The 25,728-nt window shown below is 71.2% G+C and carries 23 protein-coding genes, 1 pseudogene and 1 riboswitch; of the genes and pseudogenes, 9 read left to right on the forward strand and 15 right to left on the reverse strand.

Features of this window, described 5'->3' with window-relative positions; all coding sequences use genetic code 11:
• Nucleotides 1–9: 9 nt before the first annotated feature.
• The 5 genes and pseudogenes from ACIO9K_RS18540 to ACIO9K_RS18560 form a co-directional block, all read right to left on the reverse strand.
• A complete protein-coding gene (locus tag ACIO9K_RS18540; protein ID WP_363582130.1) occupies nt 10–699 on the reverse strand; it encodes an SDR family oxidoreductase in 690 nt (229 codons plus the stop codon).
• A gap of 13 nt (nt 700–712) precedes the next feature.
• A complete protein-coding gene (locus ACIO9K_RS18545) occupies nt 713–1,237 on the reverse strand; it encodes a TIGR00730 family Rossman fold protein (RefSeq protein WP_400331119.1) in 525 nt (174 codons plus the stop codon).
• A 287-nt stretch (nt 1,238–1,524) separates the two neighbouring features.
• On the reverse strand, nt 1,525–2,502 hold the full coding sequence (locus tag ACIO9K_RS18550; protein ID WP_400331122.1) for a hypothetical protein: 978 nt from the start codon (nt 2,500–2,502) through the stop codon (nt 1,525–1,527).
• A gap of 337 nt (nt 2,503–2,839) precedes the next feature.
• A pseudogene (locus ACIO9K_RS18555) lies at nt 2,840–2,914 on the reverse strand (HAD family hydrolase); the annotation flags it as partial.
• A 79-nt stretch (nt 2,915–2,993) separates the two neighbouring features.
• Nucleotides 2,994–3,506, reverse strand: a complete 513-nt coding sequence (locus ACIO9K_RS18560) for an NUDIX domain-containing protein (protein WP_400331125.1) — start codon at nt 3,504–3,506, stop codon at nt 2,994–2,996.
• A 143-nt stretch (nt 3,507–3,649) separates the two neighbouring features.
• On the opposite strand from ACIO9K_RS18560, the gene ACIO9K_RS18565 reads away from it, so the two are divergent.
• Both ACIO9K_RS18565 and ACIO9K_RS18570 read left to right on the forward strand, forming a co-directional pair.
• Nucleotides 3,650–4,144: an ATP-binding protein gene (locus tag ACIO9K_RS18565; protein WP_400331128.1), complete on the forward strand. Its 495-nt coding sequence runs from the start codon at nt 3,650–3,652 to the stop codon at nt 4,142–4,144.
• A 41-nt stretch (nt 4,145–4,185) separates the two neighbouring features.
• Entirely contained in the window at nt 4,186–4,839 is a 654-nt protein-coding gene (locus ACIO9K_RS18570; protein ID WP_400331131.1) for a hypothetical protein, read from the forward strand.
• A 46-nt stretch (nt 4,840–4,885) separates the two neighbouring features.
• On the opposite strand, the gene mnmA is transcribed toward ACIO9K_RS18570, so the two are convergent.
• Nucleotides 4,886–6,022, reverse strand: coding sequence for a tRNA 2-thiouridine(34) synthase MnmA (gene mnmA / locus ACIO9K_RS18575; RefSeq protein ID WP_400331134.1), 1,137 nt, complete (start codon nt 6,020–6,022; stop codon nt 4,886–4,888).
• A 51-nt stretch (nt 6,023–6,073) separates the two neighbouring features.
• On the reverse strand, nt 6,074–7,255 hold the full coding sequence (locus tag ACIO9K_RS18580) for a cysteine desulfurase family protein (protein ID WP_400331137.1): 1,182 nt from the start codon (nt 7,253–7,255) through the stop codon (nt 6,074–6,076).
• Nucleotides 7,256–7,537: 282 nt separating this feature from the next.
• Here ACIO9K_RS18580 and ACIO9K_RS18585 point away from each other — a divergent pair, with 282 nt between their 5' ends.
• The gene (locus ACIO9K_RS18585) at nt 7,538–8,326 is read left to right on the forward strand and encodes an IclR family transcriptional regulator (RefSeq protein ID WP_363619264.1); all 789 of its coding nucleotides are present in this window, start codon (nt 7,538–7,540) and stop codon (nt 8,324–8,326) included.
• Here ACIO9K_RS18585 and ACIO9K_RS18590 read toward each other — a convergent pair.
• Nucleotides 8,232–8,891, reverse strand: a complete 660-nt coding sequence (locus ACIO9K_RS18590; RefSeq protein ID WP_363582106.1) for a trimeric intracellular cation channel family protein — start codon at nt 8,889–8,891, stop codon at nt 8,232–8,234. The genes ACIO9K_RS18585 and ACIO9K_RS18590 overlap by 95 nt on opposite strands.
• Nucleotides 8,892–9,517: 626 nt before the next feature.
• Here ACIO9K_RS18590 and ACIO9K_RS18595 point away from each other — a divergent pair.
• Nucleotides 9,518–10,723 (forward strand): cytochrome P450, encoded by a 1,206-nt coding sequence (locus ACIO9K_RS18595; protein WP_400331141.1) that lies wholly within the window; start codon nt 9,518–9,520, stop codon nt 10,721–10,723.
• The gene (locus ACIO9K_RS18600; protein ID WP_400331144.1) at nt 10,720–11,991 is read left to right on the forward strand and encodes an MFS transporter; all 1,272 of its coding nucleotides are present in this window, start codon (nt 10,720–10,722) and stop codon (nt 11,989–11,991) included. The genes ACIO9K_RS18595 and ACIO9K_RS18600 overlap by 4 nt, the downstream gene beginning before the upstream one ends.
• 120 nt (nt 11,992–12,111) lie before the next feature.
• Here ACIO9K_RS18600 and ACIO9K_RS18605 read toward each other — a convergent pair whose 3' ends face one another.
• The 7 genes from ACIO9K_RS18605 to ACIO9K_RS18635 all read right to left on the reverse strand — a co-directional run bounded on the left by ACIO9K_RS18605 (nt 12,112) and on the right by ACIO9K_RS18635 (nt 20,504).
• A complete protein-coding gene (locus tag ACIO9K_RS18605; RefSeq protein ID WP_363619267.1) occupies nt 12,112–13,155 on the reverse strand; it encodes a dipeptide ABC transporter ATP-binding protein in 1,044 nt (347 codons plus the stop codon).
• A 34-nt stretch (nt 13,156–13,189) separates the two neighbouring features.
• Nucleotides 13,190–14,260 carry an ABC transporter ATP-binding protein gene (locus ACIO9K_RS18610; RefSeq protein ID WP_363582098.1) on the reverse strand — a complete coding sequence of 357 codons (1,071 nt, stop codon included), beginning with the start codon at nt 14,258–14,260 and terminating at the stop codon, nt 13,190–13,192.
• Nucleotides 14,257–15,267 (reverse strand): ABC transporter permease, encoded by a 1,011-nt coding sequence (locus tag ACIO9K_RS18615; RefSeq protein ID WP_363582096.1) that lies wholly within the window; start codon nt 15,265–15,267, stop codon nt 14,257–14,259. The genes ACIO9K_RS18610 and ACIO9K_RS18615 overlap by 4 nt, the downstream gene beginning before the upstream one ends.
• 100 nt (nt 15,268–15,367) lie before the next feature.
• Complete coding sequence (locus tag ACIO9K_RS18620; protein WP_400331148.1) at nt 15,368–17,143, reverse strand: ABC transporter substrate-binding protein; 1,776 nt, start codon at nt 17,141–17,143, stop codon at nt 15,368–15,370.
• Between the two features lie 51 nt (nt 17,144–17,194).
• Nucleotides 17,195–18,184, reverse strand: coding sequence for an ABC transporter permease (locus ACIO9K_RS18625; RefSeq protein ID WP_350884655.1), 990 nt, complete (start codon nt 18,182–18,184; stop codon nt 17,195–17,197).
• A 442-nt stretch (nt 18,185–18,626) separates the two neighbouring features.
• Nucleotides 18,627–19,550, reverse strand: a complete 924-nt coding sequence (locus ACIO9K_RS18630) for an enhanced serine sensitivity protein SseB C-terminal domain-containing protein (protein ID WP_363582090.1) — start codon at nt 19,548–19,550, stop codon at nt 18,627–18,629.
• 117 nt (nt 19,551–19,667) lie between these two features.
• Nucleotides 19,668–20,504, reverse strand: a complete 837-nt coding sequence (locus tag ACIO9K_RS18635) for an enhanced serine sensitivity protein SseB C-terminal domain-containing protein (protein ID WP_400331153.1) — start codon at nt 20,502–20,504, stop codon at nt 19,668–19,670.
• 202 nt (nt 20,505–20,706) lie between these two features.
• Nucleotides 20,707–20,812, forward strand: a riboswitch (glycine riboswitch).
• A 201-nt stretch (nt 20,813–21,013) separates the two neighbouring features.
• On the opposite strand from ACIO9K_RS18635, the gene gcvT reads away from it, so the two are divergent.
• The 4 genes from gcvT (at nt 21,014) to ACIO9K_RS18655 (ending at nt 25,625) form a co-directional block, all read left to right on the forward strand.
• Nucleotides 21,014–22,165 carry a glycine cleavage system aminomethyltransferase GcvT gene (gene gcvT, locus ACIO9K_RS18640; RefSeq protein ID WP_400331156.1) on the forward strand — a complete coding sequence of 384 codons (1,152 nt, stop codon included), beginning with the start codon at nt 21,014–21,016 and terminating at the stop codon, nt 22,163–22,165.
• A 197-nt stretch (nt 22,166–22,362) separates the two neighbouring features.
• Nucleotides 22,363–22,737 (forward strand): glycine cleavage system protein GcvH, encoded by a 375-nt coding sequence (gcvH, locus tag ACIO9K_RS18645; protein ID WP_350884663.1) that lies wholly within the window; start codon nt 22,363–22,365, stop codon nt 22,735–22,737.
• Nucleotides 22,738–22,831: 94 nt separating this feature from the next.
• A complete protein-coding gene (gene glyA, locus ACIO9K_RS18650; protein WP_363582085.1) occupies nt 22,832–24,100 on the forward strand; it encodes a serine hydroxymethyltransferase in 1,269 nt (422 codons plus the stop codon).
• 157 nt (nt 24,101–24,257) lie between these two features.
• Nucleotides 24,258–25,625 (forward strand): L-serine ammonia-lyase, encoded by a 1,368-nt coding sequence (locus ACIO9K_RS18655; protein WP_363582083.1) that lies wholly within the window; start codon nt 24,258–24,260, stop codon nt 25,623–25,625.
• The last annotated feature ends 103 nt before the right edge of the window (nt 25,626–25,728 follow it).

Raw genomic sequence — 25,728 nt, forward strand, 5'->3', positions numbered from 1 at the left:
GCGCGCGTTTCAGCGCCCCGGGCGGACGGTGATGTCGGTGAGCTCCGCGTCACGGGAGGCGTCGAGGGCGGCGAGGATCGCCTTGGCCACCGACTCGGGGGCGATCCAGCGGTCCTCGTCGTAGGCCTTGCCCTCCTGCTGGTGCACCTTGGCCTGCATCGCGGTGGCGGTGCGGCCCGGGTAGACCGAGGTGACCCGGACGCCGTTCGGGTGCTCCTCCTGGCGCAGCGCGTCGGCCAGCGCCTTGAGGCCGTGCTTGCTCGCCGCGTAGGCCGACCACTCGGCATGGGCGGACAGCCCGGCACCGGAGTTGACGAACACCACGTGCCCCTTGACCAGGCGCAGCGAGGGCAGCAGGAGCCGGGTCAGCTCGGCGGGGGCGACCAGGTTGACGTTCAGCGTCTCCTGCCAGGCCTTGACCGACAGGTCGCCGACCGTGCCCAGCTCGACCATGCCCGCGACGTGCAGCACGGAGTCCAGCTCGACGGGCAGCGCCTGGTGGCCGAAGGCCCAGGAGAGCTTGGCCGGGTCGCCGAGGTCCCCGACCAGGGTCTTCGCCCCGGGGAAGCGCTCGCGCAGCTCGGCGGCGCGGCGGGCGTCGCGGGCCAGCAGCCAGAGGTCGTCCCCGCGCTCGGCGAGGCGTTCGGCGAGGACGGCGCCGATGCCGGAGCCGGCGCCGGTGATCAGATGAGTGGCCATGGTGGTGATCCTCTCAGGCCTTGAGCTGCGCGAAGACCTCGGCCGGGGTGTCGGCGAACCGGATCAGCTCGGCGAGCGGGCGGGGCAGGAAGCCCTCGGCGTCCATCCGCTCCATCTGCGTGCGCAGGCCCGTGTAGAAGCCCTCGGTGTCCAGGACGACCACCGGCTTGTCGAACATGCCGTGCTTCTTGAGCTCCAGCACCTCGGTCACCTCGTCGAGGGTGCCCAGCCCGCCCACGAGCACGACGATCGCGTCCGCCCGGGACGCCAGCTCCGCCTTCCGCTCGGCCAGGTCACGGGTCATGACCAGCTCGTCGGCACCGACGTACCCCTTGTGCTTCAGCATCTCGACCAGCACCCCGACCAGCCTGCCGCCCGCCGCCTTCACCTCGTCGGCCAGCAGCCCCATCAGCCCGGCGTTGGACCCGCCCCACACCAGGGTGTGGCCACCTTCGCCGAGGAGCCGCGCGAACTCGGCGGCGGGGGCGGTGTAGCGGTCGTCGAGCGAGTACGCGGAGCAGAAGACTGTGATGTTCATAGTGCCATCTGGTCTATCACGCCCCGGCGCACTCACTCACCGGCTTTAGGCCTCGGCCAGCCTCCTCCGAGCATCATGTCGTCCTCTCCGGAGGGTGCGCCGGCGGCCGCGGCGAGTTGCCGATTCGGCCTTCGGAGTGCTGAGAGCTGGTAGTGGTCCATCTCCCGGGCCCGGGCAGTCGCGTTGTCCCGTGCGAGGAAGCCGCGCAGCCGGCACTCCGAGTATGCCAGGAGCGTTCGATCCGGCCGGGTCGACAGGACGATCGCCCCCTTGGCCGACGCTGCCGCTCACGTGCAGGAGGCCAGGATCCCCCGGCCCGGGTGGGCATGTCGGTCCGAGAGGACACCCAGGACGGCGACCAGAGCGGCGGCGAGACGATCCGCGGGGTCGGCGCCGGGTGGGTTCTCGGGCCGGTGGGACGCCAGGCGGGCGGCCAGCCAACCCGGCGACGCCCAGCCCGCCCGGACGGCCATGGTGGTGAACCGGCGCAGCAGGTCGTCCTCCGGGACGGCGCGGGCGGGCTCCTGGAGGTCGGGCGGCAGGTGCTCGGTCATCCGCTCCCAGCCCGTGGGGTCGGGCGGCGGCGGCAGCGGTGCCGGTGCGGGCTGTTCGCTCGCGCGCGGAGTGGTACCCGTCACTACAACAGCAACCATCTTCTTGTCCTGGTAAGGGACTTCCTGGTTGCGTCCGCACGTGCGGAGCGACGAGCCCGCACGTGCGGATTTGTCCGGCTCCGCACGTGCGGACTTCCGTTCGCCGCAGCGCGGCCTCGGCAGCGCCGCAGGTGCGGACTTCACCGACTCCGCACGTGCGGACTTACCGGCGGCGCAGCGGAGTTGCTCCTGCTTGACGCGCCGGGCGTCGGCGCGCAGGACGGCGAGGGCGGCGTCCCAGTCGGGGACGCCGCCCAGGGGCACGGTGACGGCGTAGCCGCGAACCCGGGTGCCGGAGGGGCCGTGGACGAGGGCCATGACCCCGGCCGCCTCGGCGGCCCGGTAGAAGCCGGGGACGGAGTCCTTGGAGACCCGGCAGGCCCGGGAGAACCAGAGGTTGGACGGCGGGCAGTGGAGGTTGGTCCCGTCCGCGTCGGCCTTCTGCGCGGCGTGCATGAGGAAGAGGACGAAGGACGGCCCGAGGGACTTCCAGGGCCCACCGGTCGGGACGCTCTGCATCCACTGCCCGATGCGGACCCGGAACTCGTTGGCGGGCGGGGTGCCGGTGGGGCGGGAGAGGGCGAGGGCTTCGGTGGTGACGGCGACGGGCACGTTCGGCCTTTCGTGGCCGATATGCGAGCCGGAGCGCGTCCGGGCTGGCATACTGGCCGAGGTGTTATGCGCGTGCGCCGGAACCGCCAAGTTTACGGGCGTACGCGGGAATGGCCACCGCCCAACTGGGCGGTGGCCATTGCAGTTTACGCCGACAGATCAGCGGATTTGACGGACAGTCATGAATTCACTGCGGCGAGTGCTCGCGCATGAGTTCGGGATGCACGCTACGCGAGGTAGGCCTGCTGCCACTCCAGCGAGGTCATCGACAGTGCCGCCTCGGCGAGTTGGCGGGCGGACTCGGTCTTGAGGCTGCCGAGACTGCTGTCGATCCACAGGAGTGCTCCGCGATGGTCTCGGGATCCTTCACCCCGGCGATCCACCAGCCCGACCGCTTCGCCCGCTTGAGCATCCCCGCCTCGAAGAGGTACCCGCCGCGCCCTTTGCCTGCCGTTCTCAACCATGGCCGTCCTTCTCCTGTCCCGGATCCATCACCACGTCTCCACCCCGTCCCGCAGATACCGTGAGCCGCCATCCGCGATCGCTCTCACAGCCGCGTTCAGCCGGTTCCGCTGGCGGGTTCGCAGCCGGTCGGCGGCCTCCGGCGCGGACAGGAAGACGACCTCGGACAGTTCGTCGTCGTGCGGCCGCACCCGCGCGGCCAGGTCGGACGAGAGGGTACCCGCGTCGAAGATGAACGCGATCTGGTCGTCCCACGGGCCGTGCGGGGCAACCCAGTCCACGACCAGCAGGCGGTGGACCGTGATCTCCAGGCCCAGTTCCTCGCGCAGTTCCCGCACTGCGGCCTCGTCCGGCGACTCATTGGCCTCAGCCATCCCTCCGGGCAGGTCCCAACCCTCCTTGTAGGTCGGGTTGACGGTCAGGATGCGACCAGCCTGGTCGCGCAGGATCACGTCCGCAGAGACGCGCTTGCGAGCCTGCCGGGCATTGCCCTCGGCGAGGTAGGCGTGCCAGGCATCGGTGTCGGTGGGTGCGGGTCTCACGTCGAACCTCCCCGAGGCGACGGGATGATGTCGGCGAGCAGGAGCAGCCGGGCTCTGCGCGCCTCATCGAATCGTGCCAGGTATTCACGCACCGGGCCGTACTCGCGGTACCGCCCGAAGAGTTCACCGAGGCCATCCATCCGATGGACGACTCGGCATCAGCCGCCCTGATCCATCCACGGGAGCGAATCCTGATGTCTCCACTCACCGCTTTGCCGACCAAGTTGATCGGCTGCACTGGGGAAACGCTGCTGACTGCCGTCGCTACACCGGATACCGCTCGCTTCACCACACCGACGACCATCCGCCTGCCGTACCAGGCCGAGTCGGTGGGCGCCGCGCGTCGGTTCGTCGTGGCGAAGCTGCGGGAGTGGGGGTCGGACGATCTGGTGGACGATGCCTCCCTGATCGCCAGCGAGTTGGCCACCAACGCCGTCAGGACCGACTGTCAGACGCGCATGATTGTCGCCGTGCGCCGCCCGAGCGACCGAATCATCCGCATCCTCGTCGGTGACGGCTCTTGCTCGATGCCCGTGATGATCCAGGCCGGGCCCGACGCCACGTCGGGTCGAGGCTTGGCGATGGTCCACCGGCTCACCGAGGGCCGTTGGGGCGCCAGCCCCCGCCCGTTCGGGTAGGTCGTGCACGCGGACCTCCCGACGCCCAAGCCGACCTCCCCATGAGCCGGCAGCCGCCGGACGACACCCTCTACAGCCGGATCATCGCCACCTGCTCCCTGCTGGAGATCCCTCCCGCATGGCTGGAACAGACGGCCCCCGGCGGAATCATCGTCGCCCCGGTCGGCACCGAGTACGGCGGCGAGCAGATCATCCGTCTGACCGTGAACGACGACGGGACCAGCGCGAGCGGCCAGTTCACCCGAGGCTCCGCGTTCATGCGACTCCGCCACCAGCGCACGGACCGGCCGTCGTTCGACGCCTACCTGCACGGGAAGGAGTGGCCAGCACACGGGGTGCGGAGCACCACCAGTCTGTCCCCTCGGGCCACGGGCGGGTGGTTCGAGCAGTTCGTCATCGGATCCGGCGTACCCGGTACGTTCTGGCGGACAGAGCGCTACGACAACGACGCCTACACACTGTGGCTCTACAGCCGCGACACCCTCTCCTGGGCCTCCGCCGACTACGAGCGCGACCGCACGAGGTACGAGGTGTACCAGTCCGGCCCCCGGAACCTCTGGGATGAGCTGGAAGCGGCCTACCGGTGGTGGGCGGACCAGGGCCGCCCCGGGTACGAGCGGTTCGGCCTGACGGTCACCTTGGAGGGCCAGCACGTCTGGCTGGACTCCCCGGGCAACCCCGTCCCGCAGCACTGAGCGAGCCCGGCCGTCCGCACCGGACGGCCGGGCACTCGGAGCCGGACTACGCCCGGACTGCCGGGCGCTCGGTGGTGGCGATGGTGGCCGAGCCGACGACGCGGGTGCCGTCGTACAGCACCACGGCCTGGCCGGGGGCGATGCCGCGCACCGGGCTGTCCAACTGCACCCGCAGCTCGCCGTCCACGACGGAGGCGGAGACCGGCACCTCCTCGCCGTGGGCGCGCAGTTGGGCGGTGTACCGGCCGTCGGCGAGCGGCTCGGTGCCGCACCAGCGCGGCCGGATCGCGGTGAGCCCGGTGACGTCCAGACCCTCCAGCGGGCCGACCGTGACGGTGTTGTTCACCGGCGAGATGTCGAGGACGTAGCGGGGCTTGCCGTCCGCCGCCGGGCGGCCGATCCGCAGGCCCTTGCGCTGGCCGATGGTGAAGCCGTACGCGCCGTCGTGCTCGCCGAGCTTGGTGCCGTCGGCGTCGAGGATGTCGCCGGTGGCGGTGCCGAGGTGCTTGGCCAGGAAGCCCTGGGTGTCGCCGTCGGCGATGAAGCAGATGTCGTGGCTGTCCGGCTTCTTGGCGACGGCCAGGCCGCGGCGCTCGGCCTCCTCGCGGATGGCGTCCTTGGTGGTGTCGCCGAGCGGGAAGAGGGAGTGGGCGAGCTGGTCGGCGTCGAGCACGCCGAGGACGTACGACTGGTCCTTCGCCGCGTCGACGGCGCGGTGCAGCTGGCGCTCCCCGGACGGCAGGTCGACGATCCGGGCGTAGTGGCCGGTGCAGACCGCGTCGAAGCCGAGCGCGATCGCCTTGTCGAGCAGCGCGGCGAACTTGATCTTCTCGTTGCAGCGCAGGCAGGGATTGGGGGTGCGGCCGGCCGCGTACTCGGCGACGAAGTCGTCGATGACGTCCTCGCGGAAGCGCTCGGCGAGGTCCCAGACGTAGAACGGGATGCCGATCACGTCGGCCGCCCGCCACGCGTCCCGGGAGTCCTCGATGGTGCAGCAGCCGCGGGCCCCGGTACGGAACGACTGCGGATTGGCGGACAGCGCCAGGTGGACGCCCGTCACCTCGTGCCCCGCTTCGACGGCGCGGGCGGCGGCGACGGCGGAGTCGACGCCGCCGGACATCGCCGCGAGCACGCGCAGACGGCCGGTGGACGGAGTGGTCGGGGCACCCGGGAAGTCAGTCATGGTGACTACAAGAGTACGGGGCCACCGTCCATGCCCGGCCGCGCCAAGGAACTATCGCCGCACCGAGGCCAGCCCCGCGTTGTGGGCGCGCTGGACGGCCGGGGCGAGCGCCTCGACCAGCGCCGTCACGTCCTCGCGCACCGAGGTGTGCCCGAGCGAGAACCGCAGCGAGGCCCGGGCCAGCGCCGGGTCGACGCCCATCGCGAGCAGCACGTGGCTGGGCTGCGGCACCCCGGCCGAGCAGGCCGAGCCGGTGGAGCACTCGATGCCCTGGGCGTCGAGCAGCATCAGCAGCGCGTCGCCCTCGCAGCCGGGGAAGGAGAAGTGCGCGTTGGCGGGCAGCCGCCCCTCGGTGGCCGGGTCGCCGTTGAGCACCGCGGCGGGGACGGTGGCCAGCACGGCGGCGATCAGCTCGTCGCGCAGCGCGCCGAGCACGACCGCGTGCTCCGGTTGGCGCTCGACCGCGAGGGCCGCGGCGGCGGCGAAGCCGGCGGCGGCCGGCGCGTCCAGGGTGCCGGAGCGGACGTCGCGCTCCTGGCCGCCGCCGTGCAGCAGCGGGACGGGCGCGGCGCCGCGCGAGAGCAGCAGCGCGCCGATGCCGAACGGGCCGCCGATCTTGTGTCCGGTGACGGTGAGCGCGGTGAGCCCCGACTCGGCGAAGGAGACCGGGACCTGCCCGAGCGCCTGCACCGCGTCGGCGTGCATCGGGATGCCGTACTCGGCCGCGACGGCGGCGAGTTCGCGCACCGGCTGGACGGTGCCGACCTCGTTGTTGGCCCACATCACGGTGACCAGCGCGACCGAGTACGGGTCCCGCTCGATCGCCTCGCGCAGCGCCTGCGGGTGCACCCGGCCGAGCGGGTCGACCGGCAGGTACTCGACGTCGGCGCCCTCGTGCTCGGAGAGCCAGTGCACCGCGTCCAGCACCGCGTGGTGTTCGACCGGGCTGCACAGCACCCGGGTGCGGGCCGGGTCGGCGTCCCGGCGGGCCCAGTACAGGCCCTTGACGGCGAGGTTGTCGGACTCGGTGCCCCCGCCGGTGAGCACGATCTCGCTCGGGCGGGCGCCCAGCGAGTCGGCCAGCGACTCGCGGGCCTCCTCGACCACCCGGCGGGCCCGGCGGCCGGCCGCGTGCAGGGACGAGGCGTTGCCGACCACCCCCAGGTGCGCCGACATCGCGGCGATCGCCTCGGGCAGCATCGGCGTGGTCGCCGCATGGTCCAGGTATGGCATAACCATCCGATTGTAGAGGGCACTCCCCGGGCCCCGTCCCGGTGTGCGCACCGATCCGGCCACCGGGCGTCCACCGGACGACTCCCGGGTGTCTCGCCCGGCCGGTTCCCGGACCGCGCGCCCACCGGACACCGGTGTCCGGCACCCGTTTGACCCGCCGCGCGGCCGAGCGGTTAGCCTGACGAACGCTTCCCGCGGACGGGCCCCGGCCCGGCCCGCGGGCACGGCCCGGGATCACGTCCCACTCTCACTTCCCATCGGCGCGGACAGGAGCGGTGCGCCATGTCGCAGTCGGTCGACCGCGCCCTGACCCTGCTCGGGTCGCTCGGCGACGGGCCGGTCTCCCTGGAGCAGGCCGCGACCAGCATCGGGGTGCACAAGTCCACCGCGCTGCGGCTGCTGCGCACCCTGGAGGAGCACGGCTTCGCGCAGCGCCAGCCCGACCTGCGCTACCGCCTCGGCGGCCGGGTGCTGTCACTGGCCCACCGGGCGCTGGAGGAGATCGACGTCCGGCAGGTCGCCGCGCCGTACCTGGCGGCGCTCAACGCGCGCTGCGGCTACACCGTCCAGCTGGCCGTGCTCCAGGACGGCGAGGTGCTGTACCTGGACGAGGTGGCCGGGAGCTGGGCCGGGCCGGGCACCGCCCGGGCGTCCCGGATCGGGCGGCGGGCGCCGGCCGGCGGGACGGCGATCGGCCGGGTGCTGCTGGCCGGGCTGCCCGAGGACGGCACCCCCGACGAGGAGTTGCCGGCCGAACTGGCGGCGGTGCGGCTGCGGGGCTGGGCGGCGGAGTCGGCCGAGCACCGGGAGCCGGTGACGTGCGTGGCCGCGCCGGTGGCGGGCAGCGGCGGCCGGACGGTCGCGGCCTGCGCGCTGAGCGCCCCGGCGAGCCAGGTGCCGCCGGCCGAACTCGCCCGGATGGTGCCGGAACTGCTCTGCACGGCGGAGGCGATCTCGCTCGCGTACGGCGGCTCGCCTACTCCTCGCTGGTGCGAGAACCGTTGCGGTGCCAGGCCCTCGGGGCGCGCCAGCCGTACTTCAGCGCGAGCATCCGCAGCCCGAAGGCGGTGAGCGCGGCGGCGGTGCCGGTGGCGCCGGTCAGCCGGTCGACGCCGATCAGCACCGCCACCAGGGCGGCGCCGACCAGGGCCGGGACGGCGTAGATCTCCCGGTCCCAGCGCAGCAGCGAGGGGATCTCGCCGGCCAGCACGTCGCGGATCACCCCGCCGCCGGCCGCGGTGACCATGCCGAGTGCGACGGCCGACACCGCGCCGAGCCCGTAGTCGTGCGCCTTGGCGGTGCCGGTGACGCAGAACAGGCCGAGGCCGAGGGCGTCCAGGGTCTGCACCGCCCGGTTGATCCGCTCGACCTCGGGGTGCAGGAAGAACACCACCAGCGCGGCGACCAGCGGGGTGATGAAGTACCCGAGGTTGCTGAACGCCGCGACGGGCGTCGCCCCGATCACCAGGTCCCGGATCACGCCGCCCCCGAGCGCGGTGACCTCGGCCAGCACCGCGATGCCGAAGATGTCCATGTTCTTGCGGACGGCGAGCAGCCCCCCGGAGAGGGCGAAGACGAAGATGCCGACGAGGTCCAGCGACTGCTGCACGTCGGAGGGGAAGATCTGCGAGGTCACCGAACAACTATGCCCCGTACGAAACCCTCCCCCCCTCCGCGTACGGCCGCGGTCCGTGGCCCCGCCTCGGGCGCGCGGCCCGGGCGACGACCGCCGCCGGTCCGGACACTCTGCGCAGAGTTGACGTGAACACCAAATTTCGACATATTCGCGAAATACTGCGGGTCGTACGGTATGGAGAATACAATTCGCATTTCCCTCCCGAATTCGATGCACCCTTTGCCCGGGTTGGCTGGTTTGGGAAATTGATCCCGGAAATAACTCATGGACGGGGCCGAATGCCGGTGGTAGTTTCATTTCCATCGAGAGAAGCACTGGGGCTTCGAACATGAACAACCGGAGAGGAGACTTCCGTGCGCTACAACGACTGAAATCCCTGATGCCGATTGCACCGGCATCCCCGATGTCCGAACGTCGACAGTCCGCGCCAACGGCCGGGACATTTAGCTCGGGTAGGTGAATTTCCATGCGTTACAACGACTAATTATATTGCCCGAACCGCGGCAGAGCCCGGTATCGTCGGCGAGAATTGGCGCCGGACCCGGATTCGTCCGGGTCCGGCGCACGCTCTTGGCCCAGCGGGAACATGGGCCTCATAGGCCGTTCAAGAATCCTAGGAATTGTCCATGAAACTCCCGGTCCGCTATGACCCCCTCGACAGCTCCACTCTCGCCGATCCCTATTCGGTCTACGCGGAGCTGCGCGCGTCGGAGCCTGTGCACTGGCACGAGAAGATGCAGAGCTGGGTGCTGACCCGGTACCGCGACTGCCAGATGGTGCTGCAGGACCCCGCGGTGTTCGCGACGGACTGGCGGCGTGCCGGCGAGTCGGTCTCCGAGCCGTGGCTGAGCCTGCAGACCCTCGACCCGCCGGACCACGGCCCGCTCCGCAGCCTCTTCATGAACGCCCTGCGCGCCCAGGACCTGGAGGCCGTCGGCGAGCAGGGCGAGGCCCTCGTCGGGTCGCTGCTCGACGGCCTGGAGGGCAGGGCGGAGTTCGATCTCATGTCGGAGGTCGTCGAGCCGCTCGCCCTGGCGACCATCTCGGAGCTCATGGGCATCGAGCAGCCGGACGTCAGGACCTTCGCCGCGATATCGGACGCCATCGTGCGGAGCATGGACGCCGGATTGGCGCCCGAAACCGCCGGGGACGGAATCGAGACCGGTGCGGAACTCAGGAAACTCGGCATCGAGGCGCGCGGCCGACTGAGCGAAATGGTCGAGTCCTGGTTCACGGCCAATCCGCGCCCCGGGCTGCTGGCCCATGTCGCCGGCAACCGCGCCGAGGTGGATGTCGCCGATTCCTTCGTCCGGAACACGGTGCGGGTCGTCTTCCAGTCCGGCTACAGCTCGATCGTCGCCGGTGCCGGAAATGCCATGCTGGCGCTGCTGGAGAACCCCGACAAATTCGAGGCGATGCGCGACCCGGCGCTGCTGTCGAGTGGTTTCGACGAACTCATGCGCTACGACGCGTCGGTTCAGGGGACCAGCCGCATCGTCACCGAGCCCGTCGTCGTCGGATCCGTCCAGCTCAAGCGCGGAGACGTCGTCGTGGTGCTTTTCGGCGCGGCAAACCGCGATCCCGAAAAATTCACCCGTCCCGACGAAATCATTCTGGACCGGACACCGAATCAGCACATGGCATTCGGCCGGGGCCCGCACACCTGCGTCGGAAACCTGTTCACCCAGGTGACGCTGCAGGCGCTGATCAAGGCCATTCTGCGGCGCCCCACACGCCTGCGGATGGCCGGGGAGCCACTGCGCCAGCGCACCGCGACCATGCGCTACCTGGCGACGTTGCCGGTCGCCTTCCAGGCGGCTGCCGCCACGTGACGAAAACGGATACGACGGCTCCCCCGACCCGGACGAGCGCTGCCCGGCTGGCCCTCGCCAGGGCGGTCCCGCCGGCCGGGCCGGTGCGCGGACTGACGCTGTCCACGTTCCTGACCACCCTCGGGGACGGGCTGTTCGCCACCGTCAGCGTGCTGTTCTTCACCCGGGTGGTAGGTCTGCGGATGGTGGACGTGGGCGTCGGGCTCACGGTTGCCAGCCTGGCCGGCCTGCTGGCGGCCCTGCCGATCGGGCACCTCTCCGACCGCATCGGGCCGCGGCGGGTCCTGCTCGTCCTCACCGTCGCCGCGGGGCCGGCGGTGCTGTGCTACCTGGCCGTCGGCTCCTTCTGGCCGTTCGCCGTCACGGCGTGCGCGGTGGGCGTCGTGCAGCGGGGATGCCGCACGGTCCTGCCCGCCCTGGTGTCCCTGATCGCCTCGGCCGAGGAGCGGGTGACCGCGCGCGCGCACCAGCAGGTCGTGAGCAACATCGGGATCTCACTCGGCGCGGGAGCCGCCGGCCTGGCCCTGTACCTGGACACCCGGGCCGCGTACGAGGCGATGGTGGTCGCCGCGGCACTGGCCTACGCGGGGTCGGCCCTCGTGCTGAACCGGATGCCCGTACGGCATCCGCCTCCCGCGCACGTCGAGAAGCAGCCGCTGGGGGCAGCGCTCAAGGACCTCCGGTACCTGCGGTTCACCGGGCTGAACGCCGTGCTGTCGCTGAACGGCGCCCTCATGGAGATCGCCGTTCCGCTGTGGCTGGTCACCCACACCAAGGCACCCGCCTGGCTGTTCAGCGCCCTGATCGTCCTGAACACGGTCCTGGTGGTGATCTTCCAGGTCCAGGTGAGCTCCAAGGGCAACGACACCACCCCGGGCCTGTGGGGGCGGATCTCCCGCCTCGGCGGGTTCTTCCTCGGCTGCGCCTGCCTGCTGTACGGCGTCGCAGGCTGGGGGAACGCCCTGGTCGCGACCGGCATCCTCGCCCTGGGGATGATCGCCCACACGTGGGGGGAGATGTACCAGGTCTCCGGCGAATGGGGGCTCAGCTTCCAGCTCGCTCCCGAGCACGCCACCGGCCAGTACCAGGGCGTCCTGGCCATCGGCCGCGGAGCCGCCAACGTGGCCGCGCCGGTCGCCCTGGTCGCGGTCGTCGGGGCCGGTCAGTACGGGTGGGTGGCGCTGGCGGCCGTCTTCCTCGCGGCCGGGCTCGCGATGCCTGCGGCGACCCGGCTGCCCGCCGGCAAGGGCCCCGACCCTGACGCGTGATCAACACCGCACCGCCTTCACCGGGATGAGGGCCCGGACGCCACGATGCGCCGCACCGGAACGACCGGCTGATCAAAGCCGGTGCTCCGGTGCGGCGCATCGTGCGCGTGGGCCCGCGCCCTACTTCCCCTCGCCCAGCTCGGGGAAGTGGCACGCCACCTCGTGCCCGGTCTTCAGTGCCGTCAGCGGCGGCTCCTGGCCGGCGCAGACGTCCTGGGCCTTCCAGCAGCGGGTGCGGAAGCGGCAGCCGCTGGGCGGGTTGATCGGCGAGGGGACGTCGCCCGTGAGCAGGATCCGCTCGCGGCCGGCCCGCTGGCGCCGGCGCGGGTCGGGCACCGGCACCGCGGACATCAGCGCGTTGGTGTACGGGTGCAGCGGGCTCGCGTAGAGGGAGTCGCGGTCGGCGATCTCGACGATCTTGCCGAGGTACATCACTGCGACCCGGTCCGAGACGTGCCGGACCACCGAGAGGTCGTGCGCGATGATCAGGTAGGTCAGGCCGAGTTCGCGCTGGAGGTCGTCCAGCAGGTTGACCACCTGGGCCTGGATGGAGACATCCAGGGCGGAGACCGGCTCGTCCGCGATGATCATCTTCGGCCGGAGGGCGAGTGCCCGGGCGATGCCGATGCGCTGGCGCTGGCCGCCGGAGAACTCGTGCGGGTAGCGGTTGTAGTGCTCGGGGCTGAGCCCGCACAGTTCCAGCAGTTCCTGGACGGCCTTCTTGGTGCCGCCCTCGGGCTCCACCTTCTGCAACCGGAACGGCGCGCCGACGATGGTGCCGACGGTGTGCCGCGGGTTGAGCGAGGAGTACGGGTCCTGGAAGATCATCTGGATGTCGCGGCGCAGCGGCCGCATCGCGCCGACGCCCAGGTGGGTGATGTCGGTGCCCTCGAACTCGACCTTCCCGCCGGTCGGTTCGTCGAGCCGGGTGACCAGTCGGCCCATCGTCGACTTGCCGCAGCCGGACTCGCCGACGACCCCGAGCGTCTCACCGGCGTTGACGGTGAAGTCGATGCCGTCGACGGCCCGCACCGCACCGGTCTGGCGGCGCAGCAGTCCGCCGCGGATCGGGAAGTGCCGGGTCAGGCCGGTCACCCGGAGCAGCGGCTCGCGGTCGGGGGCGGGCGCGGGCGCGGTGGCCGTGGCTGCCTGAGTGTCCGTCATCGGTTCTCTCCAGAAAGGTGGTACGAGGCCGGGCTCACAGCCGGGGCGCGATCTCTTCGGCGAAGATGCGGTGCCGTTCGGCGGCCGGGAGGTGGCAGGCCGCGTAGTGGCCGGGCGAGGCTTCGGCCAGCACCGGGAGCTCGCTCGCGGAGCGCCCGCCGGTCCGGTCGGCGTACGGGCAGCGCGGGTGGAAGGCGCAGCCGGACGGCACGTTGATCAGGCTGGGCGGGGTGCCCTTGACCGGGACGAGGCGGTCCTGGAGTTCGCGGTCCAGGCGCGGCATGGAGCCCAGCAGGCCCCAGGTGTAGGGGTGTTCGGGCGCGTCGAAGAGGGTCTCGGCGGGACCGCGCTCGATGCACTTGCCGCCGTACATGACCAGGATGTCGTCGGCCAGTTCGGCGACCACCCCGAGGTCGTGGGTGATGATGATGACGGCCGAGCCGAACTCGTCCTGGAGGTCGCGGATGAGGTCCAGGATCTGCGCCTGGACGGTGACGTCCAGGGCGGTGGTGGGCTCGTCGGCGATCAGCAGCGAGGGGTCGTTGACCAGTGCCATGGCGATCATGGCGCGCTGGCGCATGCCGCCGGAGAACTGGTGCGGGTAGTCGTCCACCCGGCGGTCGGGCTGCGGGATGCCGACCCGGTCGAGCATCTCGACCGCGCGGGCCCGGGCCTGCTTCTTGGACGCCTGGGGGTGGTGCACCCGGTACGCCTCGACGATCTGCGCGCCGACGGTGTAGTAGGGGTGCATCGCGGTCAGCGGGTCCTGGAAGATCATCGCCATCTCGCGGCCGCGCAGTTGGCGCACCCGTTCGGGGCCGGCCGCGATCAGGTCCTCGCCGTCCAGCCGGATCTCGCCGGTGATCCGGGCCCGCTTGGTGCGGTGCAGGCCCATGATGCCGAGCGAGGTGACGGACTTGCCGGAGCCGGACTCGCCGACGATGCCGAGGGTGCGGCCCTTGTGCAGGTCGAAGCTGACCCCGTCCACCGAGCGGACCAGGCCGTCGTCGGTGTCGAAGTGGATCCGCAGGTCGCGGACGGAGAGGAAGGGGTCGCCGGACGGGGCCTGGGCGGCGACCGCCTCGGTCTTCTGGAGCTCGGTCACGAGAGCCTCACCCGGGGGTCGACGAGTGCGTACAGGAGGTCGACCACGAGGTTGCAGGCGACGATGAAGAAGGCGGCGAGCAGGGTGACGCCGAGGATCTTGGGCAGGTCGTTGTCGGCGATCGCCTGGACGGCGAAGGCGCCGACGCCCTGGAGCGAGAAGACCTGCTCGGTGATGAGGGCGCCGCCGAGGAGCAGGCCGAGGTCCATGCCGAAGATGGTGATGACGGGTGTCAGCGCGGCGCGCAGTCCGTGCCGGGCGACGACCTTGCGCTCGACCAGGCCCTTGGCCCGGGCGGTGCGGATGTAGTCCTCGCTCATGGTCTCCAGCATTCCGGCGCGGGTGAGCCGGGCGTAGAGCGCGGAGTAGAGGAAGGCCAGCGAGATCCACGGGAGGATCAGGTTGCGGGCCCACATCAGCGGGTCGTCGGCGAAGTCGACGTACTGGAGGTTGTCCAGGATCGGCCACTCGTAGCTGAACAGGGCGAGCAGCACCGCGCCGGTGAAGAAGACCGGCAGCGAGACGCCGGCGAGGGAGATGCCCATGGCGATCCGGTCGAAGACCGAGCGCGGCTTGAGCGCGGAGACGACGCCGGTGGCGACGCCGGAGACCAGCCAGAGCACGGCCGCGCCGACGGCGAGCGAGAGGGTGATCGGGACGCGCTTGATCAGCTCGGGCCAGACCTCCAGGTGGTTCTTGAAGGAGTAGCCGAAGCACGGTACGTGGCAGGTGACCGGGTCCGGGCCGAACTTGTACTCGGCGCCGCTGACCAGGCCCTTGAGGAAGTTCCAGTACTGGGTGTACAGCGGCTGGTCGAACCCGAGGTTCTTCTTGACCGCGGCGATCGCCTCGGGGGAGGGGTTCTTCCCGACGTACTGCGTGGCCAGTTGGTCGGTGGTCTCGCCGGCGATGCGCGGGAGCAGGAAGAAGATCGCGAAGGTGACAGCGCTGACCACCAGCAGCAGCACGACGGCCGCGAAGATCCTGCGGATGATGTAGGCAAACACAGTTGGGCGGCTCCGGCGGCCCGCCGCCGTCCGGGGTCTTCCGGACGGCGGCGGGCGGCCGCTGCCTTCACCTGCCTTCAGGGATGTGGAGCCAGGCTCTTTACTTGGTGGTGCCGATGTTCAGGTAGTCGTACTCACCCGAGAAGCCCGAGGTGGACGCCAGGTTGGTGGCGCTGTCCGGGCGGTACAGGAAGACCTTGAAGTAGGTCAGCGGGACGTAGACCGCCTGGTCCATGATCTTCTTGTCGATCTGGCCGTAGATCTTCTCGCGCGCCGACTGGTCGGTGTTGGTGATGGCGTCGTCGAGCAGCTTGTTGACCTCGGGGTCGTTGAGCTGGGCCAGGTTGCTGTTGCCGGAGGCCTTGATGGCGCGGCCGTCGGAGATCTGCTGCAGGAAGCCGTAGCCGGTCGGCCAGTCGGCGCTCCACTGCATCATCATCAGACCGATGTTGTGGTCCTGGGTGAACTGCGGGACACCGGCGGCATCCGAGAAGTACTTGCCCTGCGCGTACTTCTGGATCTCGACGTTGATGTTGATCTTCTTCAGCGCGGCCTGGATCGCGGTCGCGGCCTGGACCTCCGGGTCGCGCTCGGTGCGGGCGGTGATCACCGTGCTGAACCCGTCGGGCTTGCCGCAGGCCTTGAGGGCGTCCTTGGCCTTGGCCTCGTCACCCTTGTTGCCGTTGGTCGCCCAGGTGTTGAAGTCCTGGTGGCCCGGGACGTCCGGCGGGATCACCGTGTTGGCGATCTGGCCGCGGATCGGGCCGCCGAGCGTGGTCTGCACGGAGACCTTGTCGATCGCGTACTGGACGGCCTTGCGGCACTCCAGGTTGTCGAACGGCGCGACCTTGGTGTTGATCGCGACGTACGCCAGGCGGCCGCCGTAGGCGTTGTCGGTGTTCGCCTTGAGCTTCTGGTTCTGCAGGATCTGCGCCTGGGTCTGCGGGTCGACGCCGCTGCCGACCAGGTCCACCTGGGCGTTGCCCGCGATCAGGTCCTTGTCGATGGTGGACTGCTCCATGCCCATCCGGACCACGATCTTGTCCGCGAGCTGCTTGCGGATCGGGTCGGTGCTCGGGTCCCAGTTGGTGTTCGGCACCAGGGTGAGCTGCTTGCCGTCCTCGTAGGACTCGAACTTGTAGGCACCCGAGGCGACCACGTGCTTCACGTAGCCGGCGCCGTCGTCCTTGGCCTGCGGGACCGGGACGGTCTGCGGGGAGCCGACCAGGTAGTCGAAGTCCGCGAACGGCTGCTTCAGGTGGAAGACGATGGTCTGGTCGTCCGGCGTCTCGATCGAGTTCAGGCCGCCGGTCTTGTCCTTGTACGGGCCCTGGTACGGGGTCTCGTTGTCGACCAGCAGGTCGTGGAAGTAGGTGGGGCCGTTGGAGTTCACGTCCGGCGCGAAGTTGGAGCGCTCGACGGCGTACTTGACGTCCTTCGAGCTGATCGGGGTGCCGTCGTCGAACTTCAGGCCCGCGCGCAGCTTGTACGTCCAGGTCAGGCCGTCCGCGCTGACCTTGCCCAGGCTCTCGGCGAGGTCCGGGACCAGCTTGTTGCCGTTCGAGCCGGCGCCCGGGGCGAAGGTGGTCAGCGGACGCCCGTACAGGCGCGAGAAGTTGTAGATGTAGGCGTAGTACGTGTTGCCCGGGTCGAAGGAGTCCGGGGCGCCCTTCATCTCGTAGGTGACCGTCCCGCCCTTCTTGTCCGAGGCGTTGACGATGCCCTTGGTGGCGGCGTCGGCACCGCCGCCACCGGCGCTGCTGCCGCTGGCGGAGGAGGACGAGCCGGAGCCCTTGCTGCCGGAGGTGCAGCCGGTCACGATCAGGACCGCGGCGGCTGCCGCCGCGGTCAGGGCGACGGTACGGGACCTGCGCATGGGTGAGATCAACCCCTTGAGGATGGGAAGGAGGGAGGGCCTGACGTTGCGTCAGTTGCTCTTGGGATCGAGGGCGTCACGCAGCCCGTCGCCGAGCAGGTTGAAGGCGAGCACGGTGAGGAAGATCGCCAGACCGGGGACCACCATGTACTGGGGGTCCACCTGGTAGTACTTGATCGCGTCCTGGAGGATCCCGCCCCAGGAGGCCTGCGGCGGCTGGATGCCGACGCCGAGGAAGCTGAGGCCCGCCTCGAAGAGGATGTTGGTCGGGATCAGCAGGGTCGAGTAGACCAGGATCGGACCGACCAGGTTCGGCAGCAGTTCCTTGAACAGGATGAACGGGCCGCGGGCGCCCAGGCTGCGGGCCGCGTGGACGAACTCCCGCTCGCGCAGCGACAGCGTCTGTCCGCGCACGATCCGGCCCATGTAGGGCCAGTTGAAGAAGCCGATCACGAAGATCAGCACCATGATGTGCAGCGGGAGGCCGTGCAGGCCGAACGCGCCGCCCTGCAGCGAGGTCGAGATCGCGATGGCGAAGAGCAGCAGCGGGAAGGCGAGGAAGACGTCCATGATGCGGCTGATCACGGTGTCCACCCAGCCGCCGTAGTAGCCGGCCATGACACCGAGCACGGTGCCGATCGTGTTCGACAGCAGGGTCGCGCCGAAGGCGACCAGCAGGGAGACCCAGGAGCCCTCGATCACGCGGGAGAGCAGGTCACGGCCCTGGAGCGGGTCGACGCCGAGCGGGTGGTCCCAGCTCATTCCGCCCCAGTCACCGAGCGGGATGCCGCCCAGGTTGGCGTCGAGCAGGTCCTGGTTCAGGGCGTCGGGGTCGAGGCCGAACAGGGCCTCGATGGGCTTGGCCAGTACGGCCAGCAGGATCAGCAGGATCACCACGACGCCGCCGGCGACGGCGAGTTTGTCGCGCTTGAAGCGGGTCCAGGCGATCTGGCCGAGGGAGCGGCCCTCGATCTTCTTGGCCGGGCTCGCGGGGGCGGGTGCCTCCGGTTCGTTCCCGGTGGTTGCGATGGGTGCGGTCATGGTCAGTTGGTCCCCTCGCCGACGGTGGCCGGCCCACGGGCGCCGGTCACCGGTTCGGCGGTACGGCTGCGGACGTGCGGAGGTGCTTGGAACGGGTGTTCGCGGCAGTACGTCGTGCACGGGTACTGCCCCAACGCGGGATGGGCTTCGCGTGGTTCTGGCGGTCGGCGTGCGCGTTCACCTTCGTGGGGTTCCCAGTACGCGCGGTGCGTTGCGCAGAACTCTCTGCCATCCGAACTGGCTTGCGCCAGCCCTCACAACCGACAGATGCCCAACTGTGATCTGTGCGCATGCACCTCCTCCGTCTTCGGCATATCCCTCTTCACACGGCTGTAACTGGCATGTCAAGATGATCGACGGTAACGGCCGGAAGTTCGTCCGGAAAGCACCGAAGCCGACCTGACGCAAGATCAAGTCGGCTTCTGGAAAAAGGTTTTGGTTGTCAGCGCCCCGGGTATCCGGGCCACGGCTGCTGCGGCTGCCCGGTCCAGCCCTGCGCGGGCTGCTGCGTGCCGTAGCCGTAGCCCGGCCCCTGCTGCGCGGGGTACGGCGGAGGCGGCACCGGCGGGTACGGGCCGGTCGGCGGCCGCCCCGCCTCCCGGTCGAAGAACGGGCGCGCATGCGCCCGCATCCACAGCGCCACCGGGTCGTACTCGTCCGCCATCGCCACCGTGGACACCGCCAGCCCCTCCGGGGCCACCGCGATCGCCCGCTGCATCAGCGCCCGCACGGCCTCCACCGCCGGCGGTGAACTCTCGTACAGCTCCAGGCCGATCGCCAGGTACGGCTCCCCCACGGCCGGCTGCACCCAGGCCCGGCGCAGCGCCCGCACCGCGCGCACCTCACCGGCCTGCCGCTCCAGCAGCGCGAAGAACGGCTGGGCGTTCAGCTGCGGCTCGCTCAGCTTCAACGGCCCGGCCGGCAGCCGCTCCAGGCCCGCGGCGATCCGCCGCAGGTCCGCCCAGGGCACCCCGACCCCGCCGCCGGGCGCGTGCGGGTTGAGCCACAGGCCCCAGCGGGTCCGGTACAGCGAAGCGGCGATCTCCCGCCCGGAGATGACCTCGTGGGCCCGCGCCCAGCCGGACGACGCCAGTTGCTCGGACGAGGTGACGGCCGGCGCGTAGCCGTGGCCGCTGATCTCCATGTTCCCGTACTGGGCGTCAGCGCTGCCCGGCGCGCCGTGCCACAGCAGCATCCAGACCTGGCCGTCGGCCAGTGCGTGCAGCAGTTGCTCGTACGCCTCGTAGCGCTCCGGCGCGACCTCGCGCAGGGCGCGCTCCAGCGCGCCCGGATCCGCTCCGGGGCGCCCGGCGGGTGCCTGGCCCCAGGGCCCCGGTGCACCGCCCGCTACCGCTCCCGCACTCATGCGCCCACCTCGCCGCGCCTCTTTCCTCAAGCCTGCCGACCCGTCGGCCGTCTGCACGCACCCTATGGCGCGGCACCGGCCACCGCCACGGCGACGTGCCTCCGATACGAACCCCGCTCAACCCCGCGCGTAGAAAGGGAGTACCCGGGTGAGCAGCCACTCGACCACCGGGTCATCGGCGAGATCGAGCAGTACGAGGTGGACGCCCCCCGGCAGCGGCGCGGTTCCCAGCGCGCGGCCGAGCGCCTCGTTCACCGCACCCGGGTCGGCCGGGGCCGTCTGGTCCAGCTGGACGCCCACGAACATCACGGTCGGCTCGCCCTCGATGCTGGCGAGCGCCCGGCGCGCGGTCAACACTCCGGGCAGGGCCGACAGTTCGGCCCGGCAGGCGGCCAGGAAGTGCTCCGGGTCCTCCCCCGGCACCGGCTCGCGCAGCGCCACCCGGCCACCGGTCGGCGCCTCCGGGCCCTGTCCCTGGTTCTGGCTCTGGCTCTGGCTCTGCTCCTGGTCGGCCAGGCGCTCCTCGCGCGGGCCGCGCCGCAGCTCCGCCACACCCTGCGGCGGCACCGGGATGCCCACCGCCGCCTCCGGGTTGACCGCGATGCCCACGCCCAGCGGCAGCCCGCGGGCGAACTCCCAGACCGGCGCCACCGCGAAGGCCATCCCCGGCGCCTGCCGCAGGAACACCTCCTGCGAGGAGAACACCGGCACGTACGGCTCGCCGGCCAGCTCGATGGTCGGCAGGTCCAGCGCGGGCCCCCGCGGGTCGCCGCCGGCCGGCAGCGGGATCCACACCTGGCTGCGGGCCAGCACCTCGATCACCCGCGGCGTCGCACCCGGATCGCCCAGCGCGGCGGTCAGCACCTGCTCCAGCTCGTTGGCCGGCCACCCGCCGCCCGGCGGCGCCGACTCCGGCCCGCCCCACCCCTGCTGCTGCTCCACCGGGTACCCCATGCGCGCCTGATCCGCCCTCTGCCGGTCGGCCGCCCTCTGCTGCGCCGACGCGCAGCAGTCTAGGGCGCACGCCCCGGGGGCGCCGGTTCGCGGTGGCGCGGTGTGACCGGGTCCCCTCTCCCGTCGTCGGCGCGGACGTGCCATGATGTGCGCGTTCGACGGCGCGGCGCGCCGGCGGACCGACAACTCCATACCGGCCGCTCGAACCCGCGCGGGAGAGCCCGGAGTGCCCCGTCAGGCGGCACAGCCGGCGCCGAAGGAGCAACTCCTCCCCGGAATCTCTCAGGCCCCCTTACCGCACGGGTTAGGCACATCTGGAAAGTGGCGCACGGCCCTGTCGCGCGCCCACCCACGGTGCAAGCCACCATGCTGTCCTGGATGCTGGAAACAGCTGCGGGCAGGTGGGCGGTGAAGCTCTCAGGTTCGACGACAGATGGGGAGACCCACGCCGCCGCATGCCCGCGCGCAGGGTCGGCCCCCGAGCGGGTCCGGTTCCGGCGCGTGCACCCATGAGTGCCCAGACCGAGGAGTTCCAGGCCATGTCGTCCCTCCGCCTCACCGCGCTCGACGCGCTGCACCGCGCCCTCGGCGCGACCATGACCGACTTCGCCGGCTGGGACATGCCGCTGCGCTACGGCAGCGAGCGCGAGGAACACCTCGCCGTCCGCACCCGGGCCGGACTGTTCGACCTCTCCCACATGGGCGAGATCACCGTCACCGGCCAGCAGGCCGGCGAGATGCTGGACCACGCGCTGGTCGGCTTCGTCTCCGCGCTGGGCGTGCTGCGCGCCCGCTACACCATGATCTGCGCCGAGGACGGCGGCATCCTGGACGACCTGATCGTCTACCGCCTGCGCGAGGACGCCTTCCTGGTCGTCGCCAACGCCTCCAACGCCCAGCTGGTGCTGGACGAGCTGATCGCCCGCGCCAAGGGCTTCGACGCCGTCGTCACGGACGACCGCGACACCTACGCGCTGATCGCCGTCCAGGGCCCGGAGGCCACCGCGATCCTGGCCGGAACCACCGACGCCGACCTGCCCGGCCTGAAGTACTACGCGATCCTCCCGGCCCAGGTCGCCGGCCGCGACGTGCTGCTCGCCCGGACCGGCTACACCGGCGAGGACGGCTTCGAGATCTTCTGCAACCCGGGCGACGCCGAGGGGGTCTGGCAGGCGCTGACCGCCGCCGGCGAGGGCCGCGGCCTGGTCCCGTGCGGCCTGTCGTGCCGCGACACGCTGCGCCTGGAGGCCGGCATGCCGCTGTACGGGCACGAGCTCTCCACCGACCTGACCCCGTTCGACGCGGGCCTGGGCCGGGTCGTGCGCTTCGACAAGACCACCAACGAGGGCACCTTCGTCGGCCGCAAGGCGCTGGAGAAGGCCGCCGCCGAGGCCGAGGCCAATCCGCCGCGGGTGCTGGTCGGCCTGGTCTCCGAGGGCAAGCGCGTCCCGCGCGCCGAGTACACCGTGGTCTCCGCCGACGGCGCCCCGATCGGCCGGATCACCTCGGGCGCCCCGTCCCCGACCCTGGGCCGGCCGATCGCGATCGCCTACGTGGACGCGGCCCACGCCGCCCCCGGCACCGCCGTCGCGGTGGACGTGCGCGGCAAGCACGAGCCGGTCGAGGTCGTGGCGCTGCCGTTCTACAAGCGCGCCCGCTGAGGCCCCGCCCTCCCCGTAGACCCCGTGGACCCGGGCCTGCACCATGCCCGACCCGGGCTTGAGCCACGCCTGATCCAGGCCTGGCCCATGCCCGAACCAGGCCTGGCCCATGCCCGAACCACGCCTGATCCGCGTCGAAGCCGTCCGTGCGGCGGCCCGCTTCGTCGTACCCGCTTCCCATCCTGGAGAATGACGCCATGAGCAACCCCCAGCACCTGCAGTACACCAAGGAGCACGAGTGGCTGACCGCCGTCGAGGGCGGTGTCTCCACGGTCGGCATCACCGCCCACGCGGCCGACGCGCTCGGTGACATCGTCTACGTGCAGCTGCCCGAGGTCGGCGCCGACGTGACCGCGGGCGAGTCCTGTGGCGAGCTGGAGTCCACCAAGTCGGTCAGCGACCTGTTCTCCCCGGTGACCGGGAAGATCGTCGAGATCAACCAGGACGTCCTGGACGACAACAGCCTGGTCAACAGCGCCCCGTTCGAGGGCGGCTGGCTGTTCAAGGTCCAGGTGGAGTCCACCGACGAGCTGCTCAGCGCGGACGAGTACACCGCCTTCATCGGCGGCTGACCCGCTCGTGACGGGGCGGTCGCAGCGCGGCGGCCGCCCCGCCAGGCTCCCCCCTTCTCCGCTCCCGTCTCTCTCCTCCCGGGAAGACCACACCATGACGGTTCTGAACCAGTCCCTGCACTCCCTCGACCCGGAGATCGCCGCCGCGGTCGACGCCGAGCTGCACCGCCAGCAGACCACCCTGGAGATGATCGCCTCCGAGAACTTCGCCCCGGTGGCGGTCATGGAGGCCCAGGGCTCGGTGCTCACCAACAAGTACGCCGAGGGCTACCCCGGCCGCCGCTACTACGGCGGCTGCGAGCACGTCGACGTGGTCGAGCAGATCGCGATCGACCGCATCAAGGCCCTGTTCGGCGCCGAGCACGCCAACGTCCAGCCGCACTCGGGCGCGCAGGCCAACGCCGCCGCGATGTTCGCGCTGATCAAGCCGGGCGACACCATCCTGGGCCTGGACCTGGCCCACGGCGGTCACCTCACCCACGGCATGAAGATCAACTTCTCCGGCAAGCTCTACAACGTGGCCGCCTACCACGTGGACGAGAAGACCGGCCAGGTCGACATGGCCGAGGTCGAGCGCCTGGCCAAGGAGCACCAGCCGAAGCTGATCATCGCCGGCTGGTCCGCCTACCCGCGCCAGCTGGACTTCGCCGCGTTCCGCCGGGTCGCCGACGAGGTCGGCGCGCTGCTGATGGTGGACATGGCGCACTTCGCCGGCCTGGTCGCCGCCGGTCTGCACCCCAACCCGGTGCCGTACGCGGACGTGGTCACCACCACCACCCACAAGACCCTGGGCGGCCCGCGCGGCGGTGTCATCCTGTCCAAGGCCGAGTACGCCAAGAAGATCAACTCCGCGGTGTTCCCCGGCCAGCAGGGCGGCCCGCTGGAGCACGTGATCGCCGGCAAGGCCGTCGCCTTCAAGGTCGCCGCGTCCGAGGAGTTCAAGGAGCGCCAGCAGCGCACCCTGGAGGGCGCCAAGATCCTCGCCGAGCGCCTGCTCCAGGCCGACGTCGCCGAGGCCGGCGCCTCGGTGCTGTCCGGCGGCACCGACGTGCACCTGGTCCTGGTCGACCTGCGCAACAGCCAGCTCGACGGCCAGCAGGCCGAGGACCGCCTGCACGAGGTCGGCATCACGGTCAACCGCAACGCCGTCCCGAACGACCCGCGGCCGCCGATGGTCACCTCCGGCCTGCGCATCGGCACCCCCGCGCTCGCCACCCGCGGCTTCCAGGCCGAGGACTTCCGCGAGGTCGCCGACATCATCGCCGAGGCGCTCAAGCCCGCCTTCGACGAGGACGCCGCCACCGCGCTCAAGGCCCGCGTCACCGCGCTGGCCGAGAAGTACCCGCTCTACCCGAACCTCTGATCACCGCGGTGATCGTTCGGGCGGGGTGACCGGCCTCACCCCGCCACGGCACCTGGGATCCCGGGGCACCGCGCACACTGGACAGTGCGCGCGGTGCCCCGACCCGTGTCGTCCCCCGCCCGCCAGTCCTTCCACGAGACAGACAAGGACGTCCCCCGTGGCCCTCAGCGTCTTCGACCTCTTCTCCATCGGCATCGGCCCGTCGAGCTCCCACACCGTCGGCCCGATGCGCGCCGCCCGGATGTTCGCCCGGCGCCTGCGGTCCGAGGACCTGCTCGCCGAGGTGGCGAGCGTGCGCGCCGAGCTGTACGGCTCGCTGGGCGCCACCGGCCACGGCCACGGCACCCCGAAGGCCGTCCTGCTCGGCCTGGAGAACAACTCCCCCCGCACGGTCGACGTCGACCAGGCGGACAAGGACGTCGAGCGGATCACCACCGAGAAGCGGCTCAACCTCCTCGGCACCCACCCCATCGACTTCGACCCGGGCACCCAGGTGGTCCTGCACCGCCGCCGCTCGCTGCCGTACCACGCCAACGGCATGACCATCTGGGCGTACGCGGCGGACGGCTCCACGCTGCTGGAGAAGACCTACTACTCGGTCGGCGGCGGCTTCGTCGTCGACGAGGACGCCATCGGCGCGGACCGGGTCAAGCCCGACGACACCGCGCTGCGCTACCCCTTCCGCACCGGCGAGGAGCTGCTGCGGCTCACCCGGGAGACCGGGCTGTCGATCTCCGGCCTGATGCTGGAGAACGAGAAGGCCTGGCGCTCCGAGGAGGAGATCCGGACCGGGCTGCTGGAGATCTGGCAGGTCATGCAGGAGTGCGTGCGGGCCGGCATGTCCCGCGAGGGCATCCTGCCCGGTGGCCTCAAGGTCCGCCGCCGCGCCGCCGCGGCCGCCCGCGCGATGCGCGCCGAGGGCATCGGCCCGGCCAACGCGATGGAGTGGGTGACCCTCTACGCGATGGCGGTCAACGAGGAGAACGCCTCCGGCCGCCGGGTGGTCACCGCTCCGACCAACGGCGCGGCCGGGATCATCCCCGCCGTCCTGCACTACTACCTGAACTTCATCCCGGGCGCCGACGAGGACGGCATCGTCCGCTTCCTCCTCGCGGCCGGCGCCATCGGCATGCTCTTCAAGGAGAACGCCTCCATCTCCGGCGCCGAGGTCGGCTGCCAGGGCGAGGTCGGCTCCGCCTGCTCGATGGCCGCCGGCGGCCTCGCCGAGGTCCTCGGCGGCACCCCCGAACAGGTCGAGAACGCCGCCGAGATCGGCATCGAGCACAACCTCGGCCTCACCTGCGACCCGGTCGGCGGGCTCGTCCAGATCCCCTGCATCGAGCGCAATGGCATGGCCTCCGTCAAGGCCGTCACCGCCGCCCGGATGGCCCTGCGCGGCGACGGCCGGCACCACGTCTCGCTCGACAAGGCGATCAAGACGATGAAGGAGACCGGCGCCGACATGAAGATCAAGTACAAGGAGACCTCGCGCGGCGGCCTCGCCGTCAACGTCATCGAGTGCTGATCACACCCGCTGTCGCCTGAGCCCCCGGACCCGTCCGGGGGCTCTCGGCGTTCCAGGGCGTCCCGAGGCGCCCCGAGCACCCCGAGGCGTCCCGAGGCGCCTG

It is taken from the genome of Kitasatospora sp. NPDC087271 (assembly GCF_044744605.1).
Taxonomy (GTDB): Bacteria; Actinomycetota; Actinomycetes; order Streptomycetales; family Streptomycetaceae; genus Kitasatospora.

What these genes read in the sequence shown, in the direction of transcription:
- ACIO9K_RS18545 (WP_400331119.1), bottom strand. Translation starts at nt 1,237, where the DNA reads ATGAACATCACAGTCTTCTGCTCCGCGTACTCGCTCGACGACCGCTAC.
- ACIO9K_RS18570 (WP_400331131.1), top strand. Translation starts at nt 4,186, where the DNA reads ATGAGCCGGCAGCCGCCGGACGACACCCTCTACAGCCGGATCATCGCC.
- glyA (WP_363582085.1), top strand. Translation starts at nt 22,832, where the DNA reads ATGACGGTTCTGAACCAGTCCCTGCACTCCCTCGACCCGGAGATCGCC.
- ACIO9K_RS18635 (WP_400331153.1), bottom strand. Translation starts at nt 20,504, where the DNA reads ATGGGGTACCCGGTGGAGCAGCAGCAGGGGTGGGGCGGGCCGGAGTCG.
- ACIO9K_RS18625 (WP_350884655.1), bottom strand. Translation starts at nt 18,184, where the DNA reads ATGACCGCACCCATCGCAACCACCGGGAACGAACCGGAGGCACCCGCC.
- ACIO9K_RS18630 (WP_363582090.1), bottom strand. Translation starts at nt 19,550, where the DNA reads ATGAGTGCGGGAGCGGTAGCGGGCGGTGCACCGGGGCCCTGGGGCCAG.
- ACIO9K_RS18620 (WP_400331148.1), bottom strand. Translation starts at nt 17,143, where the DNA reads ATGCGCAGGTCCCGTACCGTCGCCCTGACCGCGGCGGCAGCCGCCGCG.
- ACIO9K_RS18540 (WP_363582130.1), bottom strand. Translation starts at nt 699, where the DNA reads ATGGCCACTCATCTGATCACCGGCGCCGGCTCCGGCATCGGCGCCGTC.
- ACIO9K_RS18605 (WP_363619267.1), bottom strand. Translation starts at nt 13,155, where the DNA reads ATGACGGACACTCAGGCAGCCACGGCCACCGCGCCCGCGCCCGCCCCC.
- gcvH (WP_350884663.1), top strand. Translation starts at nt 22,363, where the DNA reads ATGAGCAACCCCCAGCACCTGCAGTACACCAAGGAGCACGAGTGGCTG.
- mnmA (WP_400331134.1), bottom strand. Translation starts at nt 6,022, where the DNA reads ATGACTGACTTCCCGGGTGCCCCGACCACTCCGTCCACCGGCCGTCTG.
- gcvT (WP_400331156.1), top strand. Translation starts at nt 21,014, where the DNA reads ATGAGTGCCCAGACCGAGGAGTTCCAGGCCATGTCGTCCCTCCGCCTC.
- ACIO9K_RS18580 (WP_400331137.1), bottom strand. Translation starts at nt 7,255, where the DNA reads ATGCCATACCTGGACCATGCGGCGACCACGCCGATGCTGCCCGAGGCG.
- ACIO9K_RS18595 (WP_400331141.1), top strand. Translation starts at nt 9,518, where the DNA reads ATGAAACTCCCGGTCCGCTATGACCCCCTCGACAGCTCCACTCTCGCC.
- ACIO9K_RS18565 (WP_400331128.1), top strand. Translation starts at nt 3,650, where the DNA reads ATGGACGACTCGGCATCAGCCGCCCTGATCCATCCACGGGAGCGAATC.
- ACIO9K_RS18585 (WP_363619264.1), top strand. Translation starts at nt 7,538, where the DNA reads ATGTCGCAGTCGGTCGACCGCGCCCTGACCCTGCTCGGGTCGCTCGGC.